The sequence below is a fragment of the Stenotrophomonas sp. HMSC10F06 genome (assembly GCF_001807865.1).
Taxonomy (GTDB): Bacteria; Pseudomonadota; Gammaproteobacteria; order Xanthomonadales; family Xanthomonadaceae; genus Stenotrophomonas; species Stenotrophomonas bentonitica_A.
This window is the reverse complement of record NZ_KV791279.1, coordinates 93,642-106,932: the sequence shown is the minus strand read 5'-3', so window position 1 is coordinate 106,932 and position 13,291 is coordinate 93,642. Positions and strand designations below refer to the sequence as shown.

13 protein-coding genes are annotated in these 13,291 nt (G+C 66.9%); 5 read left to right on the top strand and 8 right to left on the bottom strand.

Translation table 11 applies throughout. The features are described from left to right. Positions 1-49: 49 nt before the first annotated feature. Together HMPREF3113_RS09915 and ubiE are read right to left on the bottom strand one after the other, a co-directional pair. On the bottom strand, positions 50-916 hold the full coding sequence (locus tag HMPREF3113_RS09915; protein WP_019186051.1) for a GGDEF domain-containing protein: 867 nt from the start codon (positions 914-916) through the stop codon (positions 50-52). A 68-nt stretch (positions 917-984) separates the two neighbouring features. Next, positions 985-1,746, bottom strand: a complete 762-nt coding sequence (gene ubiE / locus HMPREF3113_RS09910) for a bifunctional demethylmenaquinone methyltransferase/2-methoxy-6-polyprenyl-1,4-benzoquinol methylase UbiE (protein WP_070471930.1) — start codon at positions 1,744-1,746, stop codon at positions 985-987. 79 nt (positions 1,747-1,825) lie between these two features. Between ubiE and HMPREF3113_RS09905 the strand changes: the two genes are divergently transcribed. From HMPREF3113_RS09905 to HMPREF3113_RS09890, 4 genes are all read left to right on the top strand, one after another. Continuing rightward, complete coding sequence (locus HMPREF3113_RS09905) at positions 1,826-2,278, top strand: nucleoside deaminase (protein WP_019186053.1); 453 nt, start codon at positions 1,826-1,828, stop codon at positions 2,276-2,278. Positions 2,279-2,532: 254 nt separating this feature from the next. Further along, the gene (locus tag HMPREF3113_RS18360) at positions 2,533-2,811 is read left to right on the top strand and encodes a hypothetical protein (protein WP_083298761.1); all 279 of its coding nucleotides are present in this window, start codon (positions 2,533-2,535) and stop codon (positions 2,809-2,811) included. Positions 2,812-2,873: 62 nt separating this feature from the next. Next, positions 2,874-3,206 carry a hypothetical protein gene (locus HMPREF3113_RS09895; RefSeq protein WP_019186055.1) on the top strand — a complete coding sequence of 111 codons (333 nt, stop codon included), beginning with the start codon at positions 2,874-2,876 and terminating at the stop codon, positions 3,204-3,206. A 76-nt stretch (positions 3,207-3,282) separates the two neighbouring features. Then, positions 3,283-3,582: a low affinity iron permease family protein gene (locus tag HMPREF3113_RS09890; protein WP_070471926.1), complete on the top strand. Its 300-nt coding sequence runs from the start codon at positions 3,283-3,285 to the stop codon at positions 3,580-3,582. 39 nt (positions 3,583-3,621) lie between these two features. Here HMPREF3113_RS09890 and HMPREF3113_RS09885 read toward each other — a convergent pair whose 3' ends face one another. The 3 genes from HMPREF3113_RS09885 to smeD are packed head-to-tail and all read right to left on the bottom strand — an operon-like array spanning position 3,622 to position 9,352. Then, positions 3,622-5,022, bottom strand: coding sequence for an efflux transporter outer membrane subunit (locus HMPREF3113_RS09885; RefSeq protein ID WP_139146337.1), 1,401 nt, complete (start codon positions 5,020-5,022; stop codon positions 3,622-3,624). Beyond that, the gene (gene smeE / locus HMPREF3113_RS09880) at positions 5,015-8,161 is read right to left on the bottom strand and encodes a multidrug efflux RND transporter permease subunit SmeE (RefSeq protein WP_070471923.1); all 3,147 of its coding nucleotides are present in this window, start codon (positions 8,159-8,161) and stop codon (positions 5,015-5,017) included. Before smeE ends, HMPREF3113_RS09885 begins: the two co-directional genes overlap by 8 nt. A gap of 12 nt (positions 8,162-8,173) precedes the next feature. Continuing rightward, positions 8,174-9,352 (bottom strand): multidrug efflux RND transporter periplasmic adaptor subunit SmeD, encoded by a 1,179-nt coding sequence (gene smeD, locus HMPREF3113_RS09875; RefSeq protein WP_070471921.1) that lies wholly within the window; start codon positions 9,350-9,352, stop codon positions 8,174-8,176. Between the two features lie 231 nt (positions 9,353-9,583). Here smeD and HMPREF3113_RS09870 point away from each other — a divergent pair, with 231 nt between their 5' ends. After that, positions 9,584-10,252, top strand: coding sequence for a TetR family transcriptional regulator (locus tag HMPREF3113_RS09870; RefSeq protein ID WP_070471919.1), 669 nt, complete (start codon positions 9,584-9,586; stop codon positions 10,250-10,252). 61 nt (positions 10,253-10,313) lie between these two features. On the opposite strand, the gene hslU is transcribed toward HMPREF3113_RS09870, so the two are convergent. The 3 genes from hslU to xerC form a co-directional block, all read right to left on the bottom strand. Next, complete coding sequence (hslU, locus tag HMPREF3113_RS09865; RefSeq protein ID WP_019183677.1) at positions 10,314-11,687, bottom strand: ATP-dependent protease ATPase subunit HslU; 1,374 nt, start codon at positions 11,685-11,687, stop codon at positions 10,314-10,316. A gap of 60 nt (positions 11,688-11,747) precedes the next feature. Further along, positions 11,748-12,299: an ATP-dependent protease subunit HslV gene (gene hslV / locus HMPREF3113_RS09860; protein WP_019183676.1), complete on the bottom strand. Its 552-nt coding sequence runs from the start codon at positions 12,297-12,299 to the stop codon at positions 11,748-11,750. 91 nt (positions 12,300-12,390) lie between these two features. Further along, positions 12,391-13,281, bottom strand: a complete 891-nt coding sequence (gene xerC, locus HMPREF3113_RS09855) for a tyrosine recombinase XerC (protein WP_019183675.1) — start codon at positions 13,279-13,281, stop codon at positions 12,391-12,393. Positions 13,282-13,291 lie beyond the last annotated feature (10 nt).

Here is a 13,291-nt window from a genome sequence, read left to right as displayed (position 1 = left end):
ACCCCCTGTCTCCGGCGCCCGCGCAGGCCATGCGTGGCTGTTCGCGCATTCAGTCCTCGGCGCGCAGCAGCCGCCCGCCCCCGGCGTACTTGGCCCGGTACATGGCCGCATCGGCGCGCCGGTAGGCCTCGCGCAGGTCATCACCGGGGCGATACCGGGCGGCGCCGGCACTGGCTTTGACCGGCGGCTCGCCAGCGCGCGCCGGTGCCGCCAGCTGTGCGAGCCAGCGGGTGACCCGCTCGCCGGCCTCGTTGCTGTCGGCGTGTACCGCCAGCAGGAACTCATCGCCGCCCCAGCGCCCGATCCAGTCCGGGCCGCGCAGCCACAGCCGCGCGGTCTCCACCAGCCGCACCAGCACCTGGTCCCCGGCCAGGTGGCCGTGGGCGTCGTTGATCGGCTTGAGGTTGTCCAGGTCGACCACGAACAGGGTCAGCGGGCGGGCCTGTGCGCTCGCCCACGCTGCCGAATCGGCCAGCGCCTGTTCGCAGCCGCGCCGGTTCAGGGCCTGGGTCAGCGGATCGAGCAGCACACTGCGACGCAGATCACGCAGGCCGGCGTCCACGCCATGCAGGTTGCGGTTGATGCTGCGCAGCAGCCGGCCGATCTCGTCATGGCCGAGGTCGGGCAGGTGCGGCAGGCGCTGCTCGTCGTAGTAGGCCTCCAGCGCATCGGCCGCCTGCCGCAGCGGCGCCATCAGGCGGTACAGCGCCATCATCGCGATCGCGGTGCCGAGCAGCGTGGCCAGGAGCACCACGCCGACCACGGTCCACATCACCCCGCGCGCGTAGTGGCCCGTCGCAGCCATCCACAGCAGCAGGACCAGCAGCGGGACGTGCAGGCCGAGGAACACCACCGCCATCAGCTTGGCGGTGAATGAGCGGGGAAATACGCGGGCAAGCCCGCGGTACAGGCGCATGGCAGGCCCTCTTCGACAGCCTGCCTGCAGTGTGGCCGAGCCCCCTCAGCGGGAACCGGACCGCTGTCTCAAAGTTTGTAGCCGGAGTGAATCGAAACGATGCCGCCGGTCAGGTTCTTGTAATGGCAGCGCTCGAAACCGGCCTCGGCCATCATGGTTTTGAGCTGCTCCTGCGGCGGATGCTTGCGGATGCTCTCGGCCAGGTACTGGTAGCTGTCGCCATCACGCGCGAACAGCTGGCCCAGCTTGGGCAGGATCTTGAACGAGTGGAAATCGTAGATCGGCTTGAACCAGTCGGCGGTGACTTCCGAGAACTCCAGCACGCGCGCCTGGCCGCCCACCTTGAGCACGCGATGCATCTCGCGCAGGCCGGCTTCCTTGTCGGTGACGTTGCGCAGCCCGAAGGCGATCGTGACCAGATCGAAGCTCGCATCCGGGAACGGCAGCGCCTCGGCGTTGCACTGCACGTAGTTCAGGCCTGCGACCAGGCCGCGGTTGGTCAGCCGGTCACGGCCGACGGAGAGCATGCCGGCGTTGATATCGCCCAGCACCACTTCACCCTCGTCACCCACCCGCTCCTTGATCAGCGCGGCGATATCGCCGGTGCCGCCGGCCAGATCCAGCACGCGGTCGCCCGGCTTCACCTGCGCGGTGGCCACGTAGTAGCGCTTCCACGCCCGGTGGATGCCCAGGCTCATCAGATCGTTCATCAGGTCGTAGCTGCGCGCGACCGAGGTGAACACTTCGCCCACCAGCTTCTGCTTGTCCTTCGCAGCGACATCGCGGAAGCCGAAATGGGTGGTGCCAGTCTTGTAGGGGGATTCGCTCATGGGGACGATTATCGCACCGCCGGCGCCGTTGCGGCAGGCCGCCCACTATCATGGGGGCCTTCACGTTCCTGGATTGCGCATGATCACCACCCCCGACTACGCCGCCCTGCTCGAAACCGCCATCGCCGAAGCCCGCCAGGGCCTGGCCGAAGGCGGCATCCCGATCGGCGCCGCGCTGTACCACAACGACGGCCGCCTGCTCGGCTGCGGCCACAACCGCCGCGTCCAGGAAGGCGACCCCTCGGTGCACGGCGAAACCGATGCCTTCCGCAAGGCCGGCCGCCAGCGCCGCTACCAGGACACCATCATGGTCACCACCCTGGCCCCGTGCTGGTACTGCAGCGGGCTGGTGCGCCAGTTCAACATCGGCACCGTGGTGGTGGGCGAGTCGGTCACCTTCCAGGGCGGCATCGAGTGGCTGCGCGAGAACGGGGTCAAGGTGATCGACATGCAGAGCCAGGCATGCATCGACCTGCTTGGCGGCTTCATCAGCGCCCATCCCGAGGTCTGGAACGAAGACATCGGCGAGTAAGCGCCGCCGCTTCCGCGCGCATATGCGTGGAAGATGCCCGCGCGGGGCCGAACGGTGGCGCGCGGGCACGGCTACGTTCTGAATGCTTCAGTGAGCAGGCCGGGCCGCAGGGCCCTGTGCCGTGGGTGTCTGCGCGTGATGCCCTCACGCACCGACGACGGTCGCCGGACACGGCGAACACGCCGCACTAACAACCGCGCTGCATGAACGGCTTAAGGTGGTTGCACAGGGGGCACCATCGTCGAGGAGACGTCATGCATGCCCGAACCCGCCGCACCTCCTCCGTCGAACCCGAGCTGACCGATGCCTGGGAACGACTGCAGGTGCACTACGCACGCCACCAAAACGCCGCGCCTTTCTGGGATGCCTACCAGGCGATACAGGATGAGTTGACGCGGTCCCATCCCCAGCAACGTGTCGCCGTCTGCAACCGGCTGGCGACGCTGGCCGAGCGGCTCGGCGTGGTCCACCACGCTCATCTGCTGCGCGATCAACGTGGCGAAAGCCGCCACACCAGCTCCACATCGCCATGACACCGCTTGCACCGCGCTCTACGCCATCATCCAGATTCCCTTCTTCCCAAACTGAAGTGACCATGTCCTCCGCCCAGATCTCCATCCCTGCCGTCATCGATGTCGACGCCGAAGTCAGCTACTGGCGCCAGCGTCATGCCGACGGCAACCTCGGGACGGGCTCGTTCGGCCATTACGTGCCGTGGATCAAATTCGCCTGCGACTCGCTGATCACGCAACCGCGTGCCAGCGATGAGCAGCGCGATGAAATGTTCCAGACCCACTACGCGCTGCAGATCATGCCGCGCCTGTCCGAAGAACAGGCACGCCAGTTCGTCGACCAGTGCTGGGAACACGTCTACCATGCCGGCCGCCAGGACCTGTCCTCGCGTCCGCGGTTGCATGCTCGGGTCTGACCCGCCCCGGCTGCACAGCGCCTGCACGGCGCCCCACCAATGATGCAGGCACCTCGGACCCGGTCTGCCGTGCCTCATGAAACTGCGCAGCCTCTTCATCCTGGTCGCCAAGAAGGCGTCCTGTGCGGCGGGAACGCCGTGGACCTTCCTGGCGGCGGTCACTCAGAACGCGGATACCGCCGCGATCCAGATCAAGCTTGATGGGCTGATCCGCGCCACCAAGGGCGCCAACAACGAACTGCTCGATCTGGAAGAGCTGGACGAAGAGCGCCTGGAAGAGATCCGCCGCGAGTACGAACGCATGGCACGCGAGGCGGGCAATGCGCTGGACCGCGCGCGGCGCTGCCACGGCGATGGCCGCGCCGACTACCCATGACGGGCGCGGGTGCGGCCGGCCGGACGCACCCGCGCAGACTTACCCGCGCTCGTGCCAGCCGCCACCGAGCACCTTGTACAACGCTACCTGGTTGGACTGCTGCGCCAACTGCGTGCTGACCAGCGACTGCCGCGCGGTGTAGGCGGTACGCCGTGCGTCCAGCAAGGTCAGGAAGCTGTCCAGGCCGGCGTCGTAACGCGCCTGGGACAATCGCTGCGCCTGCTCCGCCGCGGCGACCAGCGCCTGCTGCGAAGACAACTGCGCATCCAGGCTCTCGTTGAGCGCCAGCGCATCGGCCGCCTCGCGGAACCCGGACTGGATCGCCTTCTCGTACTGCGCCAGTGCGATATCGCGATCGGCGGTGGCCATGCCCAGATTCGCGCGCAGCTTGCCGCCCTGGAAGATCGGCAGGTTGAGCTTGGGAATGAAACTCCACACGCGCGTGCCGCTGTCGAACAGACCCGACAGCTCCGAGGAGGCCGAACCGATGTTGCCGGTCAGGCTGATCGACGGGAAGAACGCCGCGCGCGCGGCACCAATGTTGGCGTTGGCCGAGAGCAGCACGTGCTCGGCGGCCATCACGTCCGGCCGACGCAGCAGCACATCGCCCGGCATGCCGGCCGGCAGCGGCCGCACACTGGCCACATCGGTCACCTCGGCCTGCGGCAGCAGGGCGGCATCGACCGGCCCGCCGGCCAGCAGCACCAGTGCATTGCGGTCCTGGGCGACCTGGCCGGCAAAGCGCGCCACATCCGTGCGCGCGGTTTCCACCAGGGTGCGGGTCTGGCTGAGTTCCAGCGCCGAGGCGCCGCCAAGCTGACGGCGTGCCTCGGTCAGGCGCAGCGAATCTTCGTACGTCGCCAGCGTCGCCTGGGCGATCCGCAGCTGTTCGCTGTCCGCGCCCAGGGTCAGCCACGCGTTGGCCACCTCGGCCACCAGCGACAGCTGCGCGCTGCGACGGTTGGCCGCTTCGGCGAAGTACTGCTGCAGCGCGGCCTGGCTGAGGTTGCGCACGCGGCCGAACAGATCCAGCTCGAACTCCACCACGCCGAGGTTGGCACTGAACTGCTCGGTCACCGGCGCATCACCGCCGCTGCGGGTCATCTGCCCCTGCACGCCGATCGCCGGCACGCGGTCGGCGCGCTGGATGCGGTACTGCGCCCGGGCACGCTCGACGTTGAGCACGGCCACGCGCAGGTCGCGGTTGTTCTCCAGCGACTGGCTGATCACTGCCTGCAGGCGCGGGTCGACGAAGAAGTCGCGCCAGCCGATGTCGGCCACTTCCATCGGTGCAGCGGTCACTGCCCCCGTGGTAGCCGTTGCCGGCCACTGCGAGGGAATCGCCGGGGCGACTTCGGTGCTGCGCGGCTCCAGCGTCGAGCAGCCGGACAGCACCAGGCTCACGGCCAGCGCCAGGCTGGCCATCATGGGCTTACGCATCGGAACCTCCAGCGTTCTTGCCGTACTTCTTGCGATTGAACACGCGCTGCACCACCACGAAGAACAGCGGGATGAAGAACACACCCAGCAGGGTGCCGACCACCATGCCGCCGAGCACGCCGGTGCCGATAGCCTGCTGCGCACCAGAGCCGGCACCGGAGGCGATAGCCAGCGGCAGCACGCCCAGACCGAAGGCCAGCGAGGTCATGATGATCGGGCGCAGACGGTCGCGCACGGCATGCATCGTCGCTTCGATCAGGCCGGCGCCCTTCTCCAGGTTCTCCTTGGCGAACTCCACGATCAGGATCGCGTTCTTGCTGGTCAGGCCCACCGTGGTCAGCATCGCCACCTGGAAGTAGATGTCGCGCTCCATGCCGCGGAAGGTGTTGGCCAGCACCGCGCCGAGGATGCCCAGCGGCGCCACCAGCAGCACCGAGGTCGGCACGCTCCAGCTTTCATACAGCGCGGCCAGGCACAGGAACACGATCAGCAGCGACAGCGTGTACAGCAGTGGCGTCTGCGAACCGGCCTGGCGTTCCTGGTAGGACAGCGCGGTCCACTCGATGTCGAAACCGGCCGGCAGCTGCTTGGCGAGCTTCTCCACTTCGTTCATCGCATCGCCCGAGGCCACGCCCGGAGCGGGCTCGCCCTGAATCTCCATCGCGGAGACGCCGTTGTAGCGCTCCAGGCGCGGCGAGCCGTAATCCCAACGCTGGCTGGCGAAGGCCGAGAACGGCACCATCTCACCGGCGGTGTTCTTCACCGACCACAGGTTGAAGTCTTCCGGGTTCATGCGGAACGGCGCATCGGACTGCACGTACACGCGCTTGACCCGGCCACGGTCGATGAAGTCATCGATGTAGCTGCTGCCCCATGCCGCCGCCAGCGTCGTGTTGACCGCCTCCAGCGACAGGCCCAGCGCGCTGGCCTTGCCGACATCGATATCGATGCGCAGCTGCGGGGTGTCTTCCTGCCCGTTCGGGCGCACGTTGGCCAGCAGCTTGCTCTGCCCGGCCATGCCGAGCAGCTGGTTGCGTGCATCCAGCAAAGCCTGGTGACCGGCACCGCTGGTGTCCTTCAGGAAGAAGGTATAGCCCGAGCCGATGCCCAGCTCCGGCATCGCCGGCGGCGGGAAGGCGAAGATGAAGGCGTCCTTGATCCCGCCCAGCGCGGCCATGGCACGTCCGGTGATCGGCATCGCACCCTGGTCGGCATCACGGTCCTTCCAGTCCTTGAGCTTGACGAAGGCCATGCCCGCGTTCTGGCCCATGCCGGCGAAGCTGAAGCCCTGTACGGAGAAGATCGACTCGATCGCGTCGGCCTCGTTCTCCATGAAGTGCTTTTCAAGCTTGTCGATCGATTCCAGGGTACGTTCCTGGGTGGCGCCGACCGGGGTCTGCACCAGCGCCATCAGGATGCCCTGGTCTTCATTGGGCAGGAACGAACTGGGCAGGCGCATGAACAGCAGGCCCATCACCAGCGCGAGCGCGGCGAACACGCCCATGAAACGCCACGGACGGCCGAGGATGCCGCGCACGCCACGCTGATACTTCGCGCTGGAGTTGTCGAAGCCGCGGTTGAACGCGTTGAAGAAACGGCCCGACCAGCCCTTGTGGGCCACGTGGTGCTCGCCCTTCTTGAGCGGCTTGAGCATGGTGGCGCACAGCGCCGGGGTCAGCACGATGGCGACCAGCACCGACAGCGCCATCGCCGAGACGATCGTGGCCGAGAACTGGCGGTAGATGACGCCGGTGGCACCGCTCATGAAGGCCATCGGCACGAACACCGCCGACAGCACCAGGCCGATGCCGACCAGCGCGCCGGTGATCTGGCTCATCGATTTGCGCGTGGCTTCCAGCGGCGAGAGGCCTTCCTCGGACATGATCCGCTCGACGTTCTCCACCACCACGATCGCGTCATCGACCAGCAGGCCGATCGCCAGCACCATCGCGAACATGGTCAACATGTTCACCGAGAAGCCCAGCGCGGCCAGGATGCCGAACGTGCCCAGCAGCACCACCGGCACCGCGATCGTCGGGATCAGGGTCGCGCGGAAGTTCTGCAGGAACAGGTACATCACCAGGAACACCAGCACGATGGCTTCGATCAGGGTCTTGATGACGCCCTTGATCGAGACCTGCACGAACGGGGTGGTGTCATACGGCACCACCGCCTTCAGGCCGGCCGGGAAGTTCGGGGCCATTTCATCCAGGGTGGCACGCACGCCGTTGGCGGTGGCCAGCGCGTTGGCGCCGGTGGCCAGGGTGATCGCGATACCTGAAGACGGCTTGCCGTTGTAGCGGGTCACGAAGTCGTACGACTCGGCCCCCAGCTCCACGCGGGCCACGTCGGCCAGGCGCAGTTCGGCACCGTCCTGCGCGCTGCGCACGATGATGTTGCGGAACTGCTCCGGGGTCTGCAGGCGGTCCTGCGCGTTGATGGTGGCGTTGAGCTGCTGGCCCTTGATCGACGGCGCACCGCCAAGCTGGCCGATGGCGACCTGCGCGTTCTGCGCGGTGATCGCCGCGATCACTTCGGCGGTGGACAGCTTGTAGGTGTGCAGCTTGTTGGGGTCCAGCCAGATGCGCATGGCGTACTTGCCACCGAACACCTGGATGTTGCCCACGCCGGGCACGCGGCTCAGCGGATCGACGATGTTGGAGCCGACGTAATCGGAGATGTCGTTGGCATCCATGCTGCCGTCTTCAGACACGAAGCCGAGCACCTGCAGGAAGCCGCTGCTCGACTTGGCCACGTTGATGCCCTGGCGCTGCACTTCCTGCGGCAGCAGCGGCATGGCCAGCTGCAGCTTGTTCTGCACCTGCACCTGGGCGATGTCCGGGTCGGTGCCGCTCTGGAAGGTCAGCGTGATCGTGGCCTGGCCATTGGAGGAACTGTTGGAGGAGAAATAGATCAGGCCGTCCAGGCCCTTCATGTTCTGCTCGATGATCTGCGTCACCGAGTCCTCGACTACCTTGGCCGATGCACCCGGGTAGCTGGCGCTGATCTCGACGGCCGGCGGTGCCACTTCCGGGTACATCGAGACCGGCAGCTTGAGCACCGCCAGGCCACCGGCGAGCATGATGATGATCGCAATCACCCACGCGAAGATGGGGCGATCAATGAAAAAACGTGCCATGGAATTCTCCGGTTACTGCTGGGCGGCGGGAGCCGCCGGCGCGGCGGCCGGCTTGGCCGGGGCCGCGCCCATTTCGGTGGCCTGCACGGGCATGCCCGGCTGGATCTTCTGCAGGCCTTCGACGATGACCTTGTCACCGGCCTTCAGCCCGTCCTCCACCAGCCACTTGTCGCCGAGCGAGCGGCTCACCTTGACCTGCCGCACTTCGACCTTGTCGTCCTTGCCGACCACCATGGCGCTGGTATCGCCCTTGGGATCGCGGGCAATGCCCTGCATCGGCACCAGGATCGCGTTCTCGCGCACGCCGCTGCCGACCTGCGCACGCACGTACATGCCCGGCATCAGCACCTGGTCCGGGTTCTCGACCTTGACCCGCAGCGCGTAGCTGCCGGTGGTCGGGTCCACGCTGACTTCGGAGAATTCCAGGGTGCCCTTGTGGTCGAACTCGGTGCCGTCGTCGAGCAGGATCGTCACCGGCAGGGTCTGGTTGTCCTGCAGGCGGCCGCTGGCCAGCTCGCGGCGCAGCTGCAGCAGCTCGCTGGCGGACTGGGTCAGATCGACATAGATCGGGTTCAACTGCTGCACGGTGGCCAGCGCTTCGGCCTGGCCGGCGCTGACCAGCGCGCCCTGGGTGACCGAGGACTTGCCGATGCGGCCGCTGATCGGCGCGGTGATGCGGGCATAGCCCAGCGTCACGTTGGCCGCATCCAGCGCGGCACGCGCAGCGCCGACATCGGCCTCGGCCTGCTTGAGCGCGGCGATCGCGTTCTCGTTGTCCTGGGTGCTGACCGCTTCGACCTTGGCCAGCTCGCCGATGCGCCTGGCGCTCAGGCGTGCGGCATTGGCGGTGGCTTCGGCGCGCGCCAGCTGGGCGCGGGCGCTGTTGGCCTGGGCCCGGTAGCTGGCGTCATCAAGCTGGTACAGCGGCTGCCCCGCGGTGACCAGGCCCCCTTCGGTGAACAGCCGCTTGGCCACGATGCCGTTGACCTGCGGGCGCACTTCGGCCACCAGGAACGCGTTGGTCCGGCCAGGCAGTTCGCGCGTCAGGCCGACCTGCTCGGCTTTCAGGGTGGCCACGGTGACCTGGCCAGGCCCGCCCTGTGGACCCTCCTGCTCACCACCGCCACAGGCGGACACGGTCAGGGCGATCGCGAGGGAAAGCGCGAGAAGACGGTACGGGGTTCTGGACATGGCGGTAGGGGCTCGCAGACGGAAAAGGGCGCGCCTGCAGCCCAACTTCCGATAAAAGCGAAGAATGACGACAAACAGGCAGCAAATGACGGCAAATATCCGAAACGAGACCCGCCGGCATTCGCGGGCAGTCCTCGCTGAGGATCAGTGGGGCGCAAATATACATACATGCATGTTTGTTTGTAAAGCGGTACAATTCAGGCCGGTTTCATCCAGCAACTGCACAGCGCAATGGCCAGAAAAACCAAAGAAGAGGCGCAGGCCACCCGCGAGGGCATCCTCGATGCGGCCCAGGTCTGTTTCCATGAATACGGGGTCGCCGGCACCAGCCTGGCGATGATCGGCGCGCGCGCCGGATTTACCCGCGGCGCGGTGTACTGGCACTTCAAGAACAAGGCCGAAGTGCTGACCGCGATGATCGACCGCGAGCGCGTGCCGTTCATCGAGCGCATGCGCCGCACCACCTCGGCCAAGCGCAACACGCCGATCCTGGACCTGCGCTCGGCGCTGCTGGTCTCCTTCCGCGAACTGGCCGAAGACGAACGCCTGCGCAACATGATGGAAATCATGCTGCGCAACGATCTGTCGGTGGAAAGCCAGGCGATGCAGGCGCTGCAGCTGGAGGCATCGCGTGAGGAGCTGGGCATTTTCGCGGCCGCGTTCCAGCGCGCGCGGGAGTTGGGACAGCTGCGCGAGGGGGTAGACGTGGACACGGTGGCGCGCATCGTGAGCACCAGCCTGACCGGCGTGCTGTATAGCGCGATGCTGGAACCGGAGCTGTTCGAGATTCAGCGCGATGGCGCGCAGACGCTGGATGCGATCCTCAGCGCATTCGTGCAGCCAGGTGTATTCACCCCGGGCGCCCCGCCCACCGCCCTGCCAACCGACGACGACGCCTGAGCAAAAAAACGGCGACACCGCAGTGCCGCCGTTCTTCCTACCACCCGATCGTTGCGTGCCGTTACAGGATGTAGCGGCTCAGGTCAGGATCCTGCACCAGCTCGCCCAGATGCGCATCGACATAGGCCTGGTCGATGCTGATGGTCTCGCCATCGCGATCCGGCGCTTCATAGCTCAGCGTATCCAGCAGGCGCTCCAGCACGGTGTGCAGGCGGCGCGCGCCGATGTTTTCCTGGCGCTCGTTGACCTGGAACGCGATCTCGGCCAGGCGGTCGACCGCATCGACGGTGAACTTCATCGAGACGCCCTCGGTCTGCAGCAGCGCTTCATACTGCTTGGTCAGCGCAGCCTTGGGCTCGGTGAGGATGCGCACGAAGTCCTGCTTGCTCAGCGCACCCAGCTCCACGCGGATCGGGAAACGACCCTGCAGCTCCGGGATCAGATCGCTGGGCTTGGCCAGGTGGAACGCACCGGAGGCGATGAACAGGATGTGGTCGGTCTTGATCGTGCCGTACTTGGTGGAGACGTTGGAGCCTTCCACCAGCGGCAGCAGATCGCGCTGCACACCCTCGCGCGACACATCGCCACCACCGACGTTGTCACCGCGCTTGGCGACCTTGTCGATCTCGTCGATGAACACGATGCCGTGCTGCTCGCAGGCCTCGATCGCCGCGCTGCGGATGTCGTCTTCGTTGACCAGCTTGCCGGCCTCCTCCTCGACCAGCAGCGGGCGCGCCGCCTTGATCGACAGCGTGCGCTTCTGCGCCTTCGCGCCGCCCATGCTGGAGAACATCTGGCGCAGCTGCTGGCCCATTTCCTCCATGCCCGGCGGGGTCATGATGTCCATGCTCACGTTGGCCGACACTTCCAGCTCGATCTCTCGCTCGTCCAGCTCACCGTTGCGCAGCATGCGGCGGAACTTGATGCGGGTCTCGTTGTCCTGCGCGGACGGCTCATTGCGCGCGGCTTCGGCGTCGAAGCCGATGCCGGTGCTGCGGCGCGGCAGCAGCGCATCCAGGATGCGGTCTTCGGCGCGTTCTTCGGCCTGCGTGCGCACGCGCACCTTGGCCTGCTCGCGGTACAGCTTGACCGCGGTGTCGGCCAGGTCGCGGATGATCTGCTCCACATCCTTGCCGACATAGCCGACCTCGGTGAAGCGGGTCGCTTCGACCTTGACGAACGGTGCATTGGCCAGCGTGGCCAGGCGACGCGCGATCTCGGTCTTGCCGACGCCGGTCGGGCCGATCATCAGGATGTTCTTGGGCATCACTTCGTTGCGCAGCTCGGTCGGCAGCTGCATGCGGCGCCAGCGGTTGCGCAGCGCGATGGCGACCGCACGCTTGGCGTCGTGCTGGCCGACGATGTGCCGGTCCAGTTCCTGCACGATTTCGCGCGGGGTCATGGTGGCGGAAGAAACTTCAATCTTGTGCGGCATGGGTGTGCTCACGGATGAATTGGGTTTTTCGAGGTTGCCGGCCAGCGGCCGGCACTATGCTTACAGTTCCTCGACCACCACGTTGCGATTGGTGTAGATGCAGATGTCGCCGGCGATGTTGATCGACTCGGTGGCGATCGTGCGGGCATCCAGTTCGGTGTGCGCCATCAGCGCGCGGGCGGCCGACAGGGCGTAGGAGCCACCGGACCCGATCGCGATGATGCCGTCTTCAGGCTCGATCACATCACCGGTGCCGCTGATGATCAGCGAGGTGTCCTTGTCGGCGACGGCGAGCAATGCCTCAAGCTTGCCCAGGCGGCGCTCGGTGCGCCAATCCTTGGCCAGTTCCACCGCAGCGCGCTGCAGCTGGCCATGCTTTTCCAGCTTGGCCTCGAACAGCTCGAACAGGGTGAAGGCATCGGCGGCGGCACCGGCGAAACCGGCCAGCACCTGGCCCTCGCGACCCAGGCGGCGCACCTTGCGGGCGTTGCCCTTCATCACCGTGTGGCCAAGCGTGACCTGGCCATCGCCGGCGACGGCGACATGCCCATTGCGGCGCACCGAGATGATGGTGGTGGCATGAAATACGTTGGGGTTCTGACTGGGGTCCATGGAGCCTCCGGGGTGACAAAGACTGAGGTGGGGTCTCTGCCCGACGCTTCAACCCGCCCTGCCCTGCGCCCGGATGCCGCAGCGGATCGATTCAGCTTTCGTTGCCGCTCTTGCGCCGCTTGGCGCGCGGGTGGGCCGCATCGTAGACCTTGGCCAGGTGCTGGAAATCCAGGTGGGTGTAGATCTGCGTGGTGGCGATGTCGGCGTGACCGAGCAGCTCCTGCACGCCGCGCAGATCACCGGAGGATTCCAGGATGTGGCTGGCGAAGCTGTGCCGCAGCATGTGCGGGTGCACGTGCTTGAACAGGCCCTGGCGCTGGGCCAGTTGGCGGATGCGGATCTGCACGGCGCGCTGGGTGATCGGCCCGCCCTTGCGCCCGGGGAACACCGGCGCGGTCGCCGCGCCGCCGCTCTCGGCCCGCCAGCCCTGCAGCGCGGTGCGTGCATGCGAGCCGAACGGCACCCGGCGCTCGCGGTTGCCCTTGCCCAGCACGTTGACCAGGCCGGTATCGAAATCCAGGTCGCGCCAGATCAGCGCGCACAGCTCGCTCAGGCGCAGCCCGGAGGAATAGAACAGCTCCAGCAGCGCGCGATCGCGCAGGCCGAGCGGTGCATCGGTGGGCAGTTCGACCAGTTGCACGGCTTCATCGGCATCGAGCACCTGCGGCAGCTTGCGCGGCGCCTTGGGGGCTTTCAGGCCGGTGGCCGGGTTGGCCGCGATGCGATGGTGCTTGAGCAGCCACGCGTAGAAGCTGCGGCACGCCGAGAGCCGGCGCTGCAGCGAGGTGGGCGACAGGCCACGCCGGTGTTCGGCCGCGATGAACTGGCGCAGCTGCGCGCTGTCGAGCGTGTCGATGATGGCGCCCTGCCCGTCCGACCACGCCGCCAGGGCGTCCAGGTCGCGACGATAGGCATCCAGCGTGTGCGCCGACATGCGGCGCTCCACCTGCAGATGCGACAGGAAGTCCTGCGCGGTACTCACGACGGCTCCG

Bases quoted from the DNA above. Each gene is read 5' to 3' on its own strand.
- HMPREF3113_RS09915 (WP_019186051.1), bottom strand. From the start codon at position 916: ATGCGCCTGTACCGCGGGCTTGCCCGCGTATTTCCCCGCTCATTCACC.
- ubiE (WP_070471930.1), bottom strand. From the start codon at position 1,746: ATGAGCGAATCCCCCTACAAGACTGGCACCACCCATTTCGGCTTCCGC.
- HMPREF3113_RS09905 (WP_019186053.1), top strand. From the start codon at position 1,826: ATGATCACCACCCCCGACTACGCCGCCCTGCTCGAAACCGCCATCGCC.
- HMPREF3113_RS18360 (WP_083298761.1), top strand. From the start codon at position 2,533: ATGCATGCCCGAACCCGCCGCACCTCCTCCGTCGAACCCGAGCTGACC.
- HMPREF3113_RS09895 (WP_019186055.1), top strand. From the start codon at position 2,874: ATGTCCTCCGCCCAGATCTCCATCCCTGCCGTCATCGATGTCGACGCC.
- HMPREF3113_RS09890 (WP_070471926.1), top strand. From the start codon at position 3,283: ATGAAACTGCGCAGCCTCTTCATCCTGGTCGCCAAGAAGGCGTCCTGT.
- HMPREF3113_RS09885 (WP_139146337.1), bottom strand. From the start codon at position 5,022: ATGCGTAAGCCCATGATGGCCAGCCTGGCGCTGGCCGTGAGCCTGGTG.
- smeE (WP_070471923.1), bottom strand. From the start codon at position 8,161: ATGGCACGTTTTTTCATTGATCGCCCCATCTTCGCGTGGGTGATTGCG.
- smeD (WP_070471921.1), bottom strand. From the start codon at position 9,352: ATGTCCAGAACCCCGTACCGTCTTCTCGCGCTTTCCCTCGCGATCGCC.
- HMPREF3113_RS09870 (WP_070471919.1), top strand. From the start codon at position 9,584: ATGGCCAGAAAAACCAAAGAAGAGGCGCAGGCCACCCGCGAGGGCATC.
- hslU (WP_019183677.1), bottom strand. From the start codon at position 11,687: ATGCCGCACAAGATTGAAGTTTCTTCCGCCACCATGACCCCGCGCGAA.
- hslV (WP_019183676.1), bottom strand. From the start codon at position 12,299: ATGGACCCCAGTCAGAACCCCAACGTATTTCATGCCACCACCATCATC.